The sequence below is a fragment of the Candidatus Contendobacter odensis Run_B_J11 genome (assembly GCF_000531125.1).
GTDB classification, from domain to species: Bacteria; Pseudomonadota; Gammaproteobacteria; order Competibacterales; family Competibacteraceae; genus Contendibacter; species Contendibacter odensensis.
Genome location: NZ_CBTK010000294.1, coordinates 1 through 14943 on the forward strand (window position 1 = coordinate 1; position 14943 = coordinate 14943).

Here is a 14943-nt window from a genome sequence, read left to right on the forward strand (position 1 = left end):
GCCGCCGCCAGCACCACTACGAGTCCCAGCGTCAGTTGCAGCAACATGCCGCTATTGGGCACCACCGCTTCGGCGCGCCCCGGCTCACTGGCCGCCAGCGCCAGCCCCGGTAGCGCCAGCAGCAGCACCCATGCCGCAGCCATGGCATTCATCGTAGCCGCCGGATCCGTTCTTCCGGGCTGACGATGTCGGTGATTCGTACTCCGAAGCGCTCATTGATCACCACCACCTCGCCGCGTGCCACCAGACAGCCATTGACCAGGATGTCGAGCGGGTCGCCGCCCGGGCGATCCAGCTTGACCACTGAACCCTGGGTCAAGCGCAGCAGTTCACGGATGCTCATCCGGGTATGACCCAACTCCAGAGACAGGTTGATGGGAATATCCATCACCATATCCAGATTCTGTCCAGCTTTAGCGCTACGCAATTCGGGGCTGGTATCCAGCGCAGCTTGTTCTGCGGGTTCCAGGGTATCGGCTTGAGAATTCATCGGTGGGTGTTCTCCTGAAGGCGAGGCAAGAAGGCAACGGCGACGCAGCCGGCCTGTCGGTAGTCAAACCTTGGCGGTAAATGGCGCAAAATCGTGAGCGGGTGCGGCGGCTGGTGGTTCCGTCCACTCACCGGGCAGGCCGAGGTTTTGTTCGATCTTGAGGGCGCGCCACCCCTGCGCGACGCCATAGTGGCCGCTGTAGATGGGCACATCTTCGACTTGCAGGATCGCCTTGGGTGGTATGTTGACCGGAATGACATCGCCGATCCCGAGTGCCAGCAATTCGCTGAGCATGAGTTCGAATCCGGCCAGAAAGCAGCGCACGTCAACCTGACTGTCTCTGACCCCTTCACGCAGCCGCTCGGTGAGACGCTCGCTGGGATTGGGATGTTCTTTGCAGAGGCTGTTCAGCAGGTTCTCCCGAATCGGCTCCAGAATTGAATAAGGCAATGCCAGATGCATAATTCCAGAAATAGTGTCACGACTAATATGCACGCTGCTGACGGCCAGCAGTTCGGTCGGGTTGAGCGCAGTAATAAATTGGGGCTTGGTTTCGGAACCCTGGTGGTCGCAAGTGATCTTGGTGAACGGTTCCCAGGCACCTTCCAGACAACCGAAGGCCAGTTGAATCAGGCGCTGGATGAAACGGGTTTCGGTGGTGGTGAAGTCTCTGGCGCTGGCCGCCTTGTACGGGCGTCCGGTTCCACCGAAAAAGGTGTCCACGATCATGAAAATCAATTCCTGATCGAAGATCAGCAGGGCGGGGCCGCTCAGCGGAGCCATGCCGATGACATTCACGCTACAGGGAACGCTGAGGGAGGTGGTGAGATCGGTATAGCTGCGCTTTTCAATGGAACCGACCGTCACGATCAAGTCACGTCGCACCAGCTCGAACAGGCCGATCCGCAAGCGATGAGCAAAACGCTCGTGAATGGTATCCAGTACTGGCAGTAAGCTGCTGACGGTGTAGTCCTGACTGGATAGATCGTAGGGCAGGGCACCGTCAAGGAACGCACTCGACCCGCTTCCGGTTCCTCGAACCTTTTTCGAGACCACTTCCATGAGGGCGGCCCGCTCGTCGGGGGTAAGGAACTGGTCGGTAGACATGGCGTTATTGCAGCACGAATATGGTGAAGTAAACGGCATCCACTCCGGGGTAGCCAATTTCCTTGGTCAGTACCGCTTGAATCTGGGTCAGTGCTTGCATTCGTAGTTGTTCCTTGCCTTCGTTGGTGGTCAGACGTTCCAGCTTCTGATCAGCGAATAACATGATCAGATTGTTTCTAATCTGGGGCATATTGGCAGTGATCGCATCAGCGACCGGTTGCAAGCGGGTCTGAGCCGCCAGACCGATTTGCAGGTAGCGCAATACGCCCTGGTCTTCAAAGTTGACGATGAATGGCGGATCGATGGCTTGGTAAATCGCTGCTGCCCCTGCGGCGGCAGCGCCGTGCGCGGGAGCCGGCGCAGCACTGTGTGCGGGAGCGGGTGCAGCGCCGTGTGCGGGAGCTGCGGCCTGAGTTTGCCCTTCAGGACTTTTGTTCAGCGCTCCAGTAAGAAACAGAGTAGCGCCGATGGATCCACCGATCAGGATTAGAACACCCACTACAATCAATACAATTTTCATACGCCAGAACCTTTTTTTACCGGTGATTTGGCTTCGTCTTTCTGGGCCATGTCTGCTCTCGTAGCGTAGAGGGTACGCTAGGTCTGGTCAAAGCAAATAACACGCCATAGGAGTTAACGACGAATTTTTCTCCCAACTTCAACCACATCGGAATCGGTCAGCAGGGATTGTCAGAGAATTGACTGTGCGGCTATTCAAGGGTTACAGGGATGGGTGCCAAAATTTTGTCGCGAGGGGGGTACTGAGAGCGATGAGCAGGGGAAAGGTAGCACGGGGGCGAATTCGCCCCTCGCCAGCGCTGGGCGCTGCCGAGGGTGAGCTTTCAAAGCGTCAGCAGCGACATGCCGCCACTGCCATAGCGCAGCACATTGACATTGAAATCAGCGTGTCCTGCGGTTGCCGCGCTCAGCAGGGCCTTGGCATCCGCCGGTAATTTGCCAGGGTCGGGATACAGGGTGGTTAGTTTGAGGTGAGGAGTATGCTCGTTCATGAGCAGCGTCGAAACTACGTTCATGATCTCGTACAGGTTATCGAACATGGTTTGTTCCAGCTTCTTGGCCTTGATCGCGTCCTTGGCGGCGGAGACGGGCAACATCGACAACGCGGCGCCTCCATTGGCGGCGAACGCCAGGTCGCAGATGGCGGCGGCCACCGGGTTGCCGTCATCGGCGACGAAGATTGCAACCAGGTTGCCGGAGCCGGCTTTGGTATCCAGTCGCTTTCCCGGCATGACCGGCACCTTGCCTCCGAACAGCATGTCGAACATTTGAGTCATCGCAGCGGCATTGGGTAAGGCATAGCGAGTAGGCATTGCGCATTCCATTTGAGGTGATGGGAGTGCAGTACTCCATGGGTCGCCGGACTCCAGTAACTGACGCCCATGCCAGCGTTCTCAAGGCGAATCAATCCTTGATGTAGTCTGCCAGACTAATCGCGAAGGTTTCCGCAGTGAACGGTTTGGTGATCAGGAATTTGGCGCCGGCTTCGGTAGCCTTGGCGCGCATTTCCGAGGTAGCCTCGGTGGTCACGAAACCGAAAGTGATGGTGTAGCCTTCTGCGTTCAGTGCTTCCAGCAGTTCCAGCCCGGATTTGTTGGGCATATTCCAATCCGACAGAATCAGGTCGGGCGGATCGTTATGGATGCTGTCCAGCGCCTGGTTGCCATCACCTGCTTGCTGGACTTCGAGATGTCCATAGCCGGCTTCACGCAGGGTTCGCCGGACGATCATGCGCATTGCGTTACTGTCATCAACAATCAGGATTTTCATTGGTGTTTTTCCTTGTCAAGCAGGGGTAGAGATGGATAAAAGTCAATTTACAGCGCCGCCCGGCGCGGTTGGTGTGCAGCCATTCGCGTTCCAGTAAGGGTATCTCCGATACCCCCATCCGCTTCGTGGAAAACATTCACAATCAATCATCAATGCGATGGAATTTTTGCCGGGCGTAATTGGTAGCACAGGGTTTTCCCGATGGGAACCGGTTCAAAGGCGGCATCCAGGCTCAAGGTGGTTTCCGAGGAACCCAGAAACAGGTACCCATCCGATTTCAAGACGCCGCGTACTTTGGCAAGAATCGCTTTCTTGGTGTCTACGCCAAAATAGATCAGTACATTGCGGATAAAAATCAGATCCATCTGGGGCAGGGACGGCCAAACCGTCGCCAGGTTGCCTTGCTGAAATTCCACCATCCGCCGGATCTCGGATTTGATCCGCCATTTTAGACCCTGCTGGGTGAAATACTTGGCCAGCAGCGTTGCAGGTAGACCGCGATTGACTTCGATCTGGCTGTACAGCCCTTCGCGGGCGCGGGCGAGAATGGCATCGGACAAATCGGTGGCAATGATCCGTAGCCGACTTCCGGCTAATGCGGGGAAATGCTCGCGTACCAATATCGCTACGCTATAAGGCTCCTGTCCGCTGGAACAAGCCGCACACCAGATCGTGAGGCGCTGTCCGGGGGGGCGCTTGGCGATCAGTTCGGGCAGGATGACCTTTTTGAGCGTCTCAAAGGGATGGGCATCGCGGAAAAATGAAGTCTCGTGGGTGGTGATGGCTTCCACGACCCGATGCTGAAAGTCATGGCTGAGATTGGTGCGCAGGGCAGTCATCAGATCCTGAAGTGAGGCCAATCCCAGTTGCCGCGCCAGTGGGTCAAGGCGCGTCTCGATCAAATAGGTTTTGTCCTGATCCAGCACAATGGCGGAATGACGCTGGATCAGCTCGCGGATATAATCGAGATCGTTCTGGCTCAGTGCGCTCATCAGGGTCGTCACGCCACTAGCGACCGACCCGGACGCGGGCCAAAATTTCCCGGGCAAGCTGCGGTAACGCGATCTGTCCGTCGGCCAGCCCAGCCTTGACTACGGCACCGGGCATCCCCCAGACCACCGAACTGGCTTCGTCCTGAGCAAGGATAGAGCCGCCGGTTTGCTGAATCGCCTCGCAGCCGCGCAAGCCATCCTGGCCCATGCCCGTCATGATGACCGCCAAGGCATTGCCCCGATAGACTTCGGCCACTGAGCGGAACAGCACATCCACTGCGGGCCGGCAGGAGTTCTCAGGTTCGTCCTGGTTCAGTTGCAGTCGCACCTGCGCTCCCTGCCGTTCTACGATCATGTGTGAGCCGCCCGGCGCGATTCGAATTTGCCCCGGTCGCAGAATTTCACCGGCGGTTCCCTCGGCAACCGACAGGGCTGATTGGGTCGCCAGGCGCTCCGCCAGCAGGCGGGTGAAAATAGGCGGCATGTGTTGAACGATAACGATAGGCACCGGGAGCTGAGCGGAAAGCTGCGGCAATAGTGCGGCCAAGGCGTTGGGGCCACCGGTAGAAAGACCGATGGTGATGACATCCACGCGCTGGCGCAGGCGCGGCGCCAGCGGGACAGGAGTAGACCTTGGCGCTGAAACCGGCGTTGACGCCGGCGTAGGCCATGCTTTGAATGCGGGTGGACGTTCAGCGGCTGGCGCGGGGATCGGGGCCAGGACGTCACGGCAGAAGGTTTTGATCCGGGGAATCAGTTCGTCGCGAACCCGCTGCAACGCGGTACTCATGTTGCCACTGTTCGATGGTTTGGCAACGTAGTCATTAGCGCCCAGCGCCAGCGCTTCCAGGGTCACGGCCGCTCCCCGTTCGGTCAGCGAACTGAACATGATGACCGGCAGGCGCGGCTGCCGTTTGCGGATTTCGGTCAGCGTCTCCAGTCCATCCATCTCCGGCATTTCCACGTCCAGAATCACCAAATCGGGTTTGACCGTCGCCAGTTTAGTCAACGCGATCCGACCGTTGGCGGCGGTGTCGGCAACTTCCAGCGTGGGATCACCGGAGAGGACGTCGGTCAGCAGGCGGCGAATAACGGCTGAATCATCAACCAGCAGGATGCGAATTTTAGTAGCCATGGCTAAGGGGGGTAATTCCAGGTAATTGCAATTTTTCCAAAACGGTATCGCGAGTTACGGGGTTCATCATGATTTTTTAGCTCTCGATAGCGCTGTCACGAAATGACGTAGCTGCGGCTACCCCCGCGTCCCGGACGGGCGCCGGAGTGAGGTATGGCGGCATCGTACCGGAAATAGTCAACCAGTTGCTGCAATTCGGCGGCCATTCGCGCCATTTCGCCGGCAGCGTTATGCATGTCATTGGCGCTGCTCAGCGTACTTTGGGTGGCTTCGGCTACATTGGTGATATTCCGGGCGATGGCGGAGCTGCCTCGGGCGGCGTCGGCCACACTGCGACTGATTTCGTTGGTGGTGGCCGTCTGTTCCTCGACGGCGCTGGCAATGGTGATCTGAATGTCATTGATCTGATTGATGATCGTGCTGATGCCGCCGATAGCTCCGACGGCGCTGCCGGTGTCGATTTGGATCGCTTCGATTTTACGGCCGATCTCCTCAGTAGCCTTTGCGGTTTCCTTCGCCAACTCCTTGACCTCGTTAGCGACCACCGCAAAGCCCTTACCCGCTTCGCCGGCGCGCGCGGCTTCAATCGTCGCGTTCAAGGCCAGCAGGTGGGTCTGCTCGGCGATGGAGGTGATGACCTTGATGATATTGCTGATGCCGGCGCTGCTCTCGCCCAGTTTGCGAACGGTGGCGTTAGCGTTTTGCGCCATCGTCACTGCTGAAGCGACCACTTTGGCGGCTTCGGCGGCGTTTTGGGCAATTTCGCGGATGCTGGCGCCCATTTCCTCAGTGGCGGTCGCGACCGCCTCGACGTTGGCGCTGACCTGATCGGCGGTCGCCGAAGTCTGTGTCGCCTTGGTCGAAGCGGCCTCGGCATTGCTACCCATCTGGTGGCTGACCATGGTCAATTCCTCAGCAGCGCCGGCCAGGGTTTGAGCCGTTTTGCTGATGCGGGCCATGCTATCGCGCAGGGTGGTCAGCAGTTGGCTGAGTCCTTGGGCCATGCGATCAATGGTATCGGCGCCGGTTGCCGATAGATTTTGAGTCAGGTCGCCTGCGGCCGCTGCGTTCACTGCGCTCAACATTTGGCCGACCTTGGTTTGCAACAGTTGGGTTTGTTCCCGCTCGCGTTCAACGCTCTCCTTAGCCGTGCGCTCGTTCCGGAGTTTTTCGGTGACTAAATCCCAGGTCACCATCGGTCCCAGATACGCGCCGCTGCGATCGTGAACGGCGCTGAAGTACAACTCGCAGATTTCGCTGCCGAGCATCAGGATCGCCTTGTGGGGAAGCTGAGCCGGATCGGCGATGACCCGTCGCAGATCGCCCTGCTGCCGGTAGAATAAATCCATCGGTTGACCGATCAGTTCGGCGACTGGGGTCGGCAGATGCGCTTCCAGTCCGCGCAAGGTGCGTTCCATCGCCGGATTCAAGTAGCGCAGGCGCAGATTACGATCCGCGACCATGATATTGGACGGGGTGCTTTGCACCATGGACATCACCCAGCTCGCCTGCTGGCGATCTTCGGCGAGCTCGGTCCAGTTGACTTTATCGGCTTGCAGAGCCTTGTGGATGGATTCGATGGCCTGATTGAGCGCCCGCGTCATCTTGCCCAACTCGTCGCCGGAGACGATAGGCGCCTGGCGCGACAGATCGCCGCCGGCCAGTTCGCAGGCCAGTTCCAGAACGCCGTTCACGCTGGCGGTGACGCCACGGATCAGCCAGAAGGAAAGCAGGAGCAGCGGAATCAGCAGGGCGATGACCATCAAGCCTTCACGCACCACTGCGCTGAGAAATTCGCTGCGGGTTTCATCGGTGTAGACGCCCATGGCCAGCACCCAGTCCCACGGGGCGAATTCCCGGGCGTAGGCGACTTTAGCAACCGCTTTGTTCGTACCCGGACGCGGCCATTCATAGGCGACAAAACCGCTGCCGTTCTGCTGGGCAACCTTGGATAACTCGGCGAGGATTGCAGCGAGATTGCTGGCGTCGCGCCCGCCGCGCGGCGTCTGGCCTTCCAGTTCCGGGTGGGCGGCGTGGAGCAGGAGCCGCTGCTCCCGGTCGATCACCAGGAAATAGAAATCCTGATAGCGCATGTTGCGGAGTGTTTCGAGGGCCAGCTTCTGGGCCTGTTCGCGGGTGAGCGAACCGGCTTGTTCCTGCTTCTGATAGCGTTCTATCACGCCGTTAGCCGTTTCGACCAGGCTGAGCGCCAGCGCTTTGGGCGCCTCCAGCGACTGTTGCCAGTGGACATAAAAGGACAGAGTGGCCAGCAGCGCCATACTGGCGACGGTCCAACCGGCAAGCAGCAACAGCTTGCCGCGCAGGTTAAGGCTTTTCAGAAACTTCATGGAAGAGGTTCTCCTGGAGACCATCGTACTCCGGTCGGTATCAAACAGGCGCCGGTTCGCTCTGGCCGTCGAGTTCTTGCCGCTCCGCGCCCCGGTTGAGGATATTCGGGCGGAACAGTTTTGCAACATTTAGCGTGAGCAACAGGCGACCCTGAAGCTTATAGGTGCCTTGAATCAGTTCCCGGGCAATCCCGTCGAGGGTATCGGGGGGATGCTCAAAACAAGCTGGGTCTACTCCCATGACATCGCCGATGCGATCCACCAGCAGGCTGAAAATGCCTTCCCGGGTTTGCACCACAATGTTCATAGGCCGGAGATCAGCAGCGCGGTCGGCTAATTGCAGCAGGCGGCGCAGATCAACTGCGGTCACAATCTGGCCGCGCAAATTGATCAGCCCGCGAATCACGGGCGGCGCCAGCGGCACCGGCGTGATCGGCAGGTAGCGGATGACTTCCTGGACGTTTTCCACACTGACGCCGAAGAACCGGTCGTCCAGGAAAAAAGTGCAAAGCTGCTGTTCGTCCGCCATCCGTTCAGGCCTCCTCGGCTAGCGCCAGCAACGGCGCAGCGCGTTGCAGGAAGCTTTGAATATCGAACAGTTCGGTCACCCGGTTTTGAATCACCAGGGTGCCAGTGATGCCGGTACGGGTCGAACGACCCTTGATCTCGAACACGTCCTGGACAATGTCGAGAATTTCATCCACGACCAAGCCAACCCGGCGGACGCCATCGCCGAATACGATCACTTGCATCAAGTTTGCGGCGGCAGTGCTGGTCCCGGCATGCGCCAGACGGTCGAACGAGCGGCGTTCGCCGAGAATATCTTTCAGGCGAATCAAGGGCAGGATATGGCCCCGGTACTGAATGACATCCACATCGCCGGCGTTCTCGATCTGATCGGTCTCGAATTCCTCCAGGCGGGAGACCGGCGCCAGCGGGATGGCCAGCCGGCCGTCGCCGGGCGCGCGCACCAGAAGCAAAGTTTGGCGTTCGGCGTCGCGTTCGCGGGCCTCTCGCAGTTGCGCCGCAAGGTTGTGGTCGTGGCTGTCGCTCAGAATGCGCGCCTGTTGGGCGATGCCAAGAACATCGAGGATGAGCGCGACACGGCCATCGCCCATGATGGTGGCGCCGGCGAACACCGGAATATCCTGCAACACCTTGTCGAGCGGCTTGACCACGATTTCCTGGGTATCGTTGATCTGATCCACCACCAGACCGAAATGGTGTTGTCCGGTCTGCAAAACCACGATGTTGATGACGCTGGCCGTGGTGGTCGTGGTCAGTTTTAGCTCGCGGTTGAGATGAACGATGGGCAGGAGTTTGCCGCGCAGCCGGTAAACCGGGTTGCTGTGGACATATTCAATAGCCGTATTCCGCTGTTCCTCGTTGACCCGGATTAACTCCAGCAGATTAACCTGCGGTATGGCGAAGCGCTCGCCGCCGCTGGTAATGATCAGCGCGGGCACGATAGCCAGGGTCAACGGGATGCGAATCTTGAACGTGGTGCCGCGCCCCAGTTCGCTTTCCAGGTCAATCACGCCGCCGATCCGCTCAATATTGGTTTTGACCACATCCATGCCGACGCCGCGCCCGGAGATATTGGTGATCTTCTCGGCGGTGGAGAAGCCAGCCAGAAAGATCATCCGCCGGAAATCCTGTTCGCTCATGGCGGCAGCGCGATCGGCGGTAATCAATCCTTTTTCGAGGGCCTTGCTGCGCAACTTGACGGGATTGAGGCCAGCCCCATCATCGGAAATTTCAATGTGAACCTGACCGCCTTCGTGGTAGGCGCGCATTAGCAGGCAGCCTTCCTCGGGTTTGCCGGCGGCGCGACGGGCGGCGGGCATCTCGACTCCGTGATCAATGGCGTTGCGCACCAGGTGAGTGAGCGGGTCTTTCATCGCCTCGATCAGGCTTTTGTCGAGTTCGGTTTCCTTGCCTTCCATCTCGACTCGCACCTGCTTGCTGCAACCGAGTGCCAGGTCGCGCACTACGCGAGGGAATTTCGCCCAGATGTTGCTGATCGGCTGCATCCGGGTCCGCATGATTCCTTCCTGAAGCTCGCTGGTGATCATGCTCAGCCGTTGCGAGGCCGCCAGCAGCGGCGCATTTTCCTGGAGAACGGTGTATTCGAGAATCTGGTTGCGTGCCAACACCAGTTCTCCGACCAGATTCATCAGCTTGTCCAGTAACGGCACATCCACCCGGATGGAGCTATCGGCGATGGACGGTGCGCCAGAGGGTGCGGTTGAAGCAGGAGCAGCGGTGGTGCGCTCGACCGGGACGGGATGCGGTTCGGGCGCGACGGGCGCGGGGGTAACCTCGGCGGCAGTTGGGGCCGGTAAAACCGTCGGTTTCGGCGCGGGGCTGGGAGGCGGTGAAGAAGCTGCGGCGGTAGTGGCGGGCGCTAGAAGAGGTGACGGCACAGACGCTGCGGCGGGAGCAACGGCGGGCGGATTGGCGGGTCCCAGAAGGGGCGATGGTGCGGCGGGGGGTGGAGCTGCGCTGCCGCCGTCCTTGAGGCGGTTCAAGGTTTCAATCAGGCCAGGGTAGCTTTCCTCACCATCGGCCTCGGTACGCTCGACTTCACCCAGCATCGTGCGGATGGCATCCACCATGGACAACAATGCGCTGGCAATTTCCTGGGTGAAATTCAGCTTGCCGTCGCGTAGCAGCGACAACAGATTTTCGCCGGCATGAGCCACCTTTTCGAGATGACCGAAGCCAAGGAAGCCGCAGGTGCCCTTAACGGTGTGGATGGTGCGGAAGATGCTGGCGAGCGTATCCCGATCCTCGGGATTCTGCTCGAGCATCACAAATTTATTATCAAGCTGATCCAGGCCTTCCAGACTTTCGGTCAGGAATTCCTTGATGATCTCGTCCATGGTGGTGTCGGTGGCTCTGAAGGTCGCCTTGGCTGTTGCCAAGGGGAAGGGTGGTCACTAATGCTTGTATTGTAGAGTACCTGCCGTGGGATGCGTGATGAGTTTAGCCGTCGAGGCAATCAACCATCGAACCAACTGCCTGCTGGCTTCGCACCCTGCCCCGTGAGCATTCCTAACGCAGATAGTTGAACAGCGAAAGATTCTGAATCTTCACGAAGGATTGCTGGGCTGCCTGCAACCCTAGCAGTTCTGCATTCATCTGCGATGCCGCCTCGGCGTAGTTCACCGCGCCAATGTCACCCATTAGCGATTGCAATTGCACGTCAAAAGTTTGATTTACTGCATCCTGGGCATCCAGGCTGTTCATCCGGCTGCCCGCTTTGCCGCGTATCTGATTCAGATGCAGCATACCCTGATCGATATCAGCAAGAGAGTTAGCTAGGGATTGGGTTAACGCGGCCTGTTCGGGGGCAGTCTTGGTCGGAGTTTCCAGTGCGTTAATCAGGTCATCCAATGTTTTGAACAGACTTTGATTTTGCGAAGGTTCTACCGTGAATTTATCGTCATCAAATGGTGTGCCGCTAATGCTGACTTCCATGCCCCGAAAACTGATCGATTGGCCCGCCACGTAAGCTTGGTTGTTTACCACCGGCGTTGGGTTATCAATGCCGTTTGTAACTTCGATAACATTAAAAGTGGTATTAGCTCCGTTGACAGTAAAATCAATACGGTAGTCGTGACCCATGAAGCTATTTTGGAAAGCCACCGAATCAGTGACACTGCCAGTGCTGATGACGCCACTCCCTTTATTATTAGCACTCGTTGCTACTTGGAACTGTCCATTGTTATTGCGAATATTCATAAATACATCATCGCCAGCATCACCAACGGCTATTTGTCGGGAAGGGCCAATTTTTAATTGCCGTTGACCTTGATCACCGTTGTAAATTACATCGCCGTTGGCATTGAGAGTAAAGGGTGTACTCTGTTCCTTGAAACCGGCAAACAGATAGGCACCTTCAGAATCTTTGGTATTAGCGATGTCCTGAAGCTGCTGGCGCAGTTGGCGGACTTCCACAGCGATAGACTGCCGATTCTCATCGGTTAATGCGGCACTGTTAGCTTGAATATTCAGTTCCCGTGCTCGTTGCAGAATATCGCCGCCTTGTTGCAACGCGCCTTCCTCTGTGGCCAGTCGGCCATTGGCCAAGGTGATGTTGCGCCCGTACTGATCGTTCATGGTTAACTGCTTGTGCAGTTCCATCAGCCGGGCGCTGTTGGTTGGATCATCCTTTGGCTGGAGAATCTTGCGCCCACTGCTGATTTGTTCTTGCACCTTGGCCAAACTGACCTGGTGGTCGGTGATTGGCTTAATGCCTTGCCGGTAGGTCTGACTGGTGGAAATACGCATGGCTTTAGCTCCTGACCGCGCTCAGCAGGGTCGAAAACAGTGAGTTGGAGGTCTGGATGATTTGGGCGGCAGCCTCGTAGGCTTGCTGGAACCGCACCAGATCGGCGGCTTCCTCATCCAGGCTAACCCCGGACACCGCTTCGCGGGATTGCGTCGATTGATCGAACAGGGCCTGCTGCGATTTCAGGGTGTTGTCGATGCGCCGGCCCTGCGCGCCGACTTCGGCGATCAGCGTGGCGTAAACACCCCGGTAGTCGTTGCCACCCATAAGTTGCTGCTTGGTTTGCAGCTTTACCAATTCCAGAGCATTACGGTTGTCGCCGATGCCGCCGACGTTGCTCTTGACCGTAAAGGCATCGTTGGTTTGGGGACTGCCACTCAAGGCCACTTCCCATCCGTTGTAGGAGACGGTAGCGCCTTTAGCGCTGTCGTAGGTTTGCTCGTGGGTGATTGTGAATTTATCCGTAGCGGTGAATTTAATCGTGACCGGATACAGAAAGCTGGCATTGCTGGCGTCGGTAATGGATCCCGCCGAGATACTGCCGGTACCGGTGTTACCGCCTCCAGCCGTAGGGGTGATTGTTGCAGGTGGCCCGGCGCTGGTTGCGATAGTAAAGGTGTCGCCTACTGCCGGAGCGTTGCTGAGGGCTATTTGCCAACCGTTATAGGAGATCGTTTTGCCTGCACCGCTATTGTAGGATTGCGTGTCAGTGACCGTGAACTGATTGGTAGCGGTGAACATAATATTGACGGTGTTCTGCAAATTGGGATTGGCGGCGTCGAGAACGGTACCCGCTGAAATGCTGGCTGTTCCTACATTAGCGGTATTGGCGCTGGTGGTAATCGGCGAGGCCATCGCTACCTTGCGTGGATCGGTGATCGCCAGTTCAAAACCGGCCGAGGCTTCCCGGGTGGGTTGCAGCAGAAAGCGGTCTCCAGCTAAGGGAGTGCCCGTCAAGGTCAGGTTCAAACCATCCTTGTTCAACTCGGTATTCAAGCTGGTCGCACCGGTCAGATTGCCGCCGGTATAAATCACTTTTTTATCTGAGAGCCGCGTGGCGGTGTAATTGGCACCGTCAAAGTTGATTTCATAATCGGAGCGAACCAGCTTAGTGGCGCCAATAGCGCCATTGGGATCAGTGGCGGGATCGCCAATGGTAGCGGTGAACGCAGCACTACCGCTATTAGTGCTGAAAGCCAGCACCTTGGGCGAACCGACCGTGAATAGATTTCCTCCCAGCTCGCCGTTTAAGTCCATCCCTTTTTGATGCTGGTCGTTGATGGTCTTCGCGATGCCCGTTGCCATCAGACCTAAACCATCCTGCGCCGGATTCAGTACGCTGCGGCGGAACTCGAAATAGCCGCCCAACTCGCCGCTGCTAATATAAGGCTCCAGATCGGAACCTGCCGCCTGACCTTTCATACGCACGGTGATTTCCTGCGGATCGAAGCCGGACTGCGCCGCTTCCAGCGTGTTCGAGGTGTTGCCCACGACCAGCGGCTGACCATTGCCCATGAACACGTTCATGCTGCCGTCATTCTGGGTAACGATTTGCACGCCGACCAGTTTTGAGAGATCGACCAGCATCTTATCGCGCTGATCCATGAGGTCATTAGGCGAGTTGGTCGGTGACTTATTGGCCTGGGAAAGATCCTGATTAATCTTGGCAATGCCACTCGTCAGGTTATTGATCGCCGTGACCGCATTGGTAATTCCGGTATCCACCGAGTCGCGCAGACTGCTCAGGGAACTGTCAATATCCTGAATGCGCGTCGTCAGTGTGCGGCTTTCATCCAGAAAAACCTGCCGGCTGGTCACTGATGCCGGGGAATTGGATACGTCATGCAGCGCAGTAAAAAAAGCCTCCACATCAGGAGTCAGGCCCACATCGGTATCGCCCAATAGGGAACTCATCTGCCCGGTCAGCGTATTCAGGGTGTCGTATTGACTGACACCGGATTGGTGACCGCGCAATTGCTGCATCACAAAGCCGTCGTAAACCCGCGCCACGCTCTCAATGTTTACCCCCCGGCCCATATAACCATAGGACTGTTGCTCGGGAGTGGGCGTATTCAATTCCACCCGCTGCCGGCTGTAGTACGGGGTATTGACATTGGCGATGTTATGACCGGTAGTGGCCATGGCGGCACGGAAAGCCATTAGCCCGCTGACTGCGGTTTGGAGCATGTCTACCATAGCTGTTTACCCTTGCGGGTCTCCTTAGTTCTGTCCAAACCGGTTAACGGCTTGATGGGTTAACTCTTCTTGATTATCGGCCCGGTAGGGGCTGACTTTAGCGCTCCCAGCGCGTCGTCGAACGCAGGCCCGTTGATCAGAGCCTGAATTTTTTTGGCATAAGCGGGATCAGTGGCATAACCGGCCCGTTGCAGCGCCCGCAGGTAGGCGGTGCCGTCCTTCACCACGTTCAGTGCTTCGCCGTAGCGCGGGTTGACCTGCAAGAAATTCACATAATCCTTGAAACTATCGGCATACGAACCATAGGCGCGGAAGCCGTCGCGCTGGCGCACTGCCGCGCCATTGACGAATTCCAGGGTGGAGTTGACCACCCGGTCGCCTTCCCAACCCCGGTTGGCCTTGATGCCGAATAGGTTATGACTGCTGCGGCCATCGGCGAAACGCGGTACCGACTTGCCCCAGGCGGTTTCATGGGCGGCTTGGGCGATCAGCACTTCGGGCGCAACGCCCAGTTGCCGGGCGGCGTCCTGCGCGTGCGGCCACAAGATCGGAAGAGCACACGTCTGAACTCTAGTCACGCCAATATCTCG

At 57.8% G+C, this 14943-nt stretch carries 13 protein-coding genes; all 13 read right to left on the minus strand.

What is annotated here, in order from left to right; all coding sequences use genetic code 11:
- Positions 1-148: 148 nt before the first annotated feature.
- Positions 149-538, minus strand: a complete 390-nt coding sequence (gene fliN / locus BN874_RS18790; protein WP_420886152.1) for a flagellar motor switch protein FliN — start codon at positions 536-538, stop codon at positions 149-151.
- A 15-nt stretch (positions 539-553) separates the two neighbouring features.
- Entirely contained in the window at positions 554-1597 is a 1044-nt protein-coding gene (fliM, locus tag BN874_RS18795) for a flagellar motor switch protein FliM (RefSeq protein WP_034435895.1), read from the minus strand.
- Between the two features lie 4 nt (positions 1598-1601).
- Positions 1602-2117 (minus strand): flagellar basal body-associated FliL family protein, encoded by a 516-nt coding sequence (locus BN874_RS18800; protein ID WP_051498071.1) that lies wholly within the window; start codon positions 2115-2117, stop codon positions 1602-1604.
- A gap of 322 nt (positions 2118-2439) precedes the next feature.
- Positions 2440-2928, minus strand: a complete 489-nt coding sequence (locus BN874_RS22965; protein WP_051498072.1) for a hypothetical protein — start codon at positions 2926-2928, stop codon at positions 2440-2442.
- 91 nt (positions 2929-3019) lie between these two features.
- The gene (locus BN874_RS18810) at positions 3020-3385 is read right to left on the minus strand and encodes a response regulator (RefSeq protein ID WP_034435896.1); all 366 of its coding nucleotides are present in this window, start codon (positions 3383-3385) and stop codon (positions 3020-3022) included.
- A gap of 149 nt (positions 3386-3534) precedes the next feature.
- Positions 3535-4389 carry a CheR family methyltransferase gene (locus BN874_RS18815; protein ID WP_230314493.1) on the minus strand — a complete coding sequence of 285 codons (855 nt, stop codon included), beginning with the start codon at positions 4387-4389 and terminating at the stop codon, positions 3535-3537.
- 4 nt (positions 4390-4393) lie between these two features.
- A complete protein-coding gene (locus tag BN874_RS18820; RefSeq protein WP_034435897.1) occupies positions 4394-5512 on the minus strand; it encodes a protein-glutamate methylesterase/protein-glutamine glutaminase in 1119 nt (372 codons plus the stop codon).
- A gap of 95 nt (positions 5513-5607) precedes the next feature.
- The gene (locus tag BN874_RS22970; protein WP_051498073.1) at positions 5608-7860 is read right to left on the minus strand and encodes a methyl-accepting chemotaxis protein; all 2253 of its coding nucleotides are present in this window, start codon (positions 7858-7860) and stop codon (positions 5608-5610) included.
- Between the two features lie 40 nt (positions 7861-7900).
- A complete protein-coding gene (locus BN874_RS18830; RefSeq protein WP_051498074.1) occupies positions 7901-8389 on the minus strand; it encodes a chemotaxis protein CheW in 489 nt (162 codons plus the stop codon).
- Positions 8390-8393: 4 nt separating this feature from the next.
- The gene (locus BN874_RS18835; RefSeq protein WP_230314494.1) at positions 8394-10787 is read right to left on the minus strand and encodes a chemotaxis protein CheA; all 2394 of its coding nucleotides are present in this window, start codon (positions 10785-10787) and stop codon (positions 8394-8396) included.
- 130 nt (positions 10788-10917) lie between these two features.
- Entirely contained in the window at positions 10918-12156 is a 1239-nt protein-coding gene (gene flgL, locus BN874_RS18840; RefSeq protein WP_034435899.1) for a flagellar hook-associated protein FlgL, read from the minus strand.
- Between the two features lie 4 nt (positions 12157-12160).
- Entirely contained in the window at positions 12161-14353 is a 2193-nt protein-coding gene (flgK, locus tag BN874_RS18845) for a flagellar hook-associated protein FlgK (protein ID WP_081756523.1), read from the minus strand.
- 59 nt (positions 14354-14412) lie between these two features.
- Positions 14413-14943: glycoside hydrolase family 73 protein (locus tag BN874_RS18850; protein WP_195912227.1), on the minus strand; the 531-nt coding region annotated here is incomplete at its 5' end.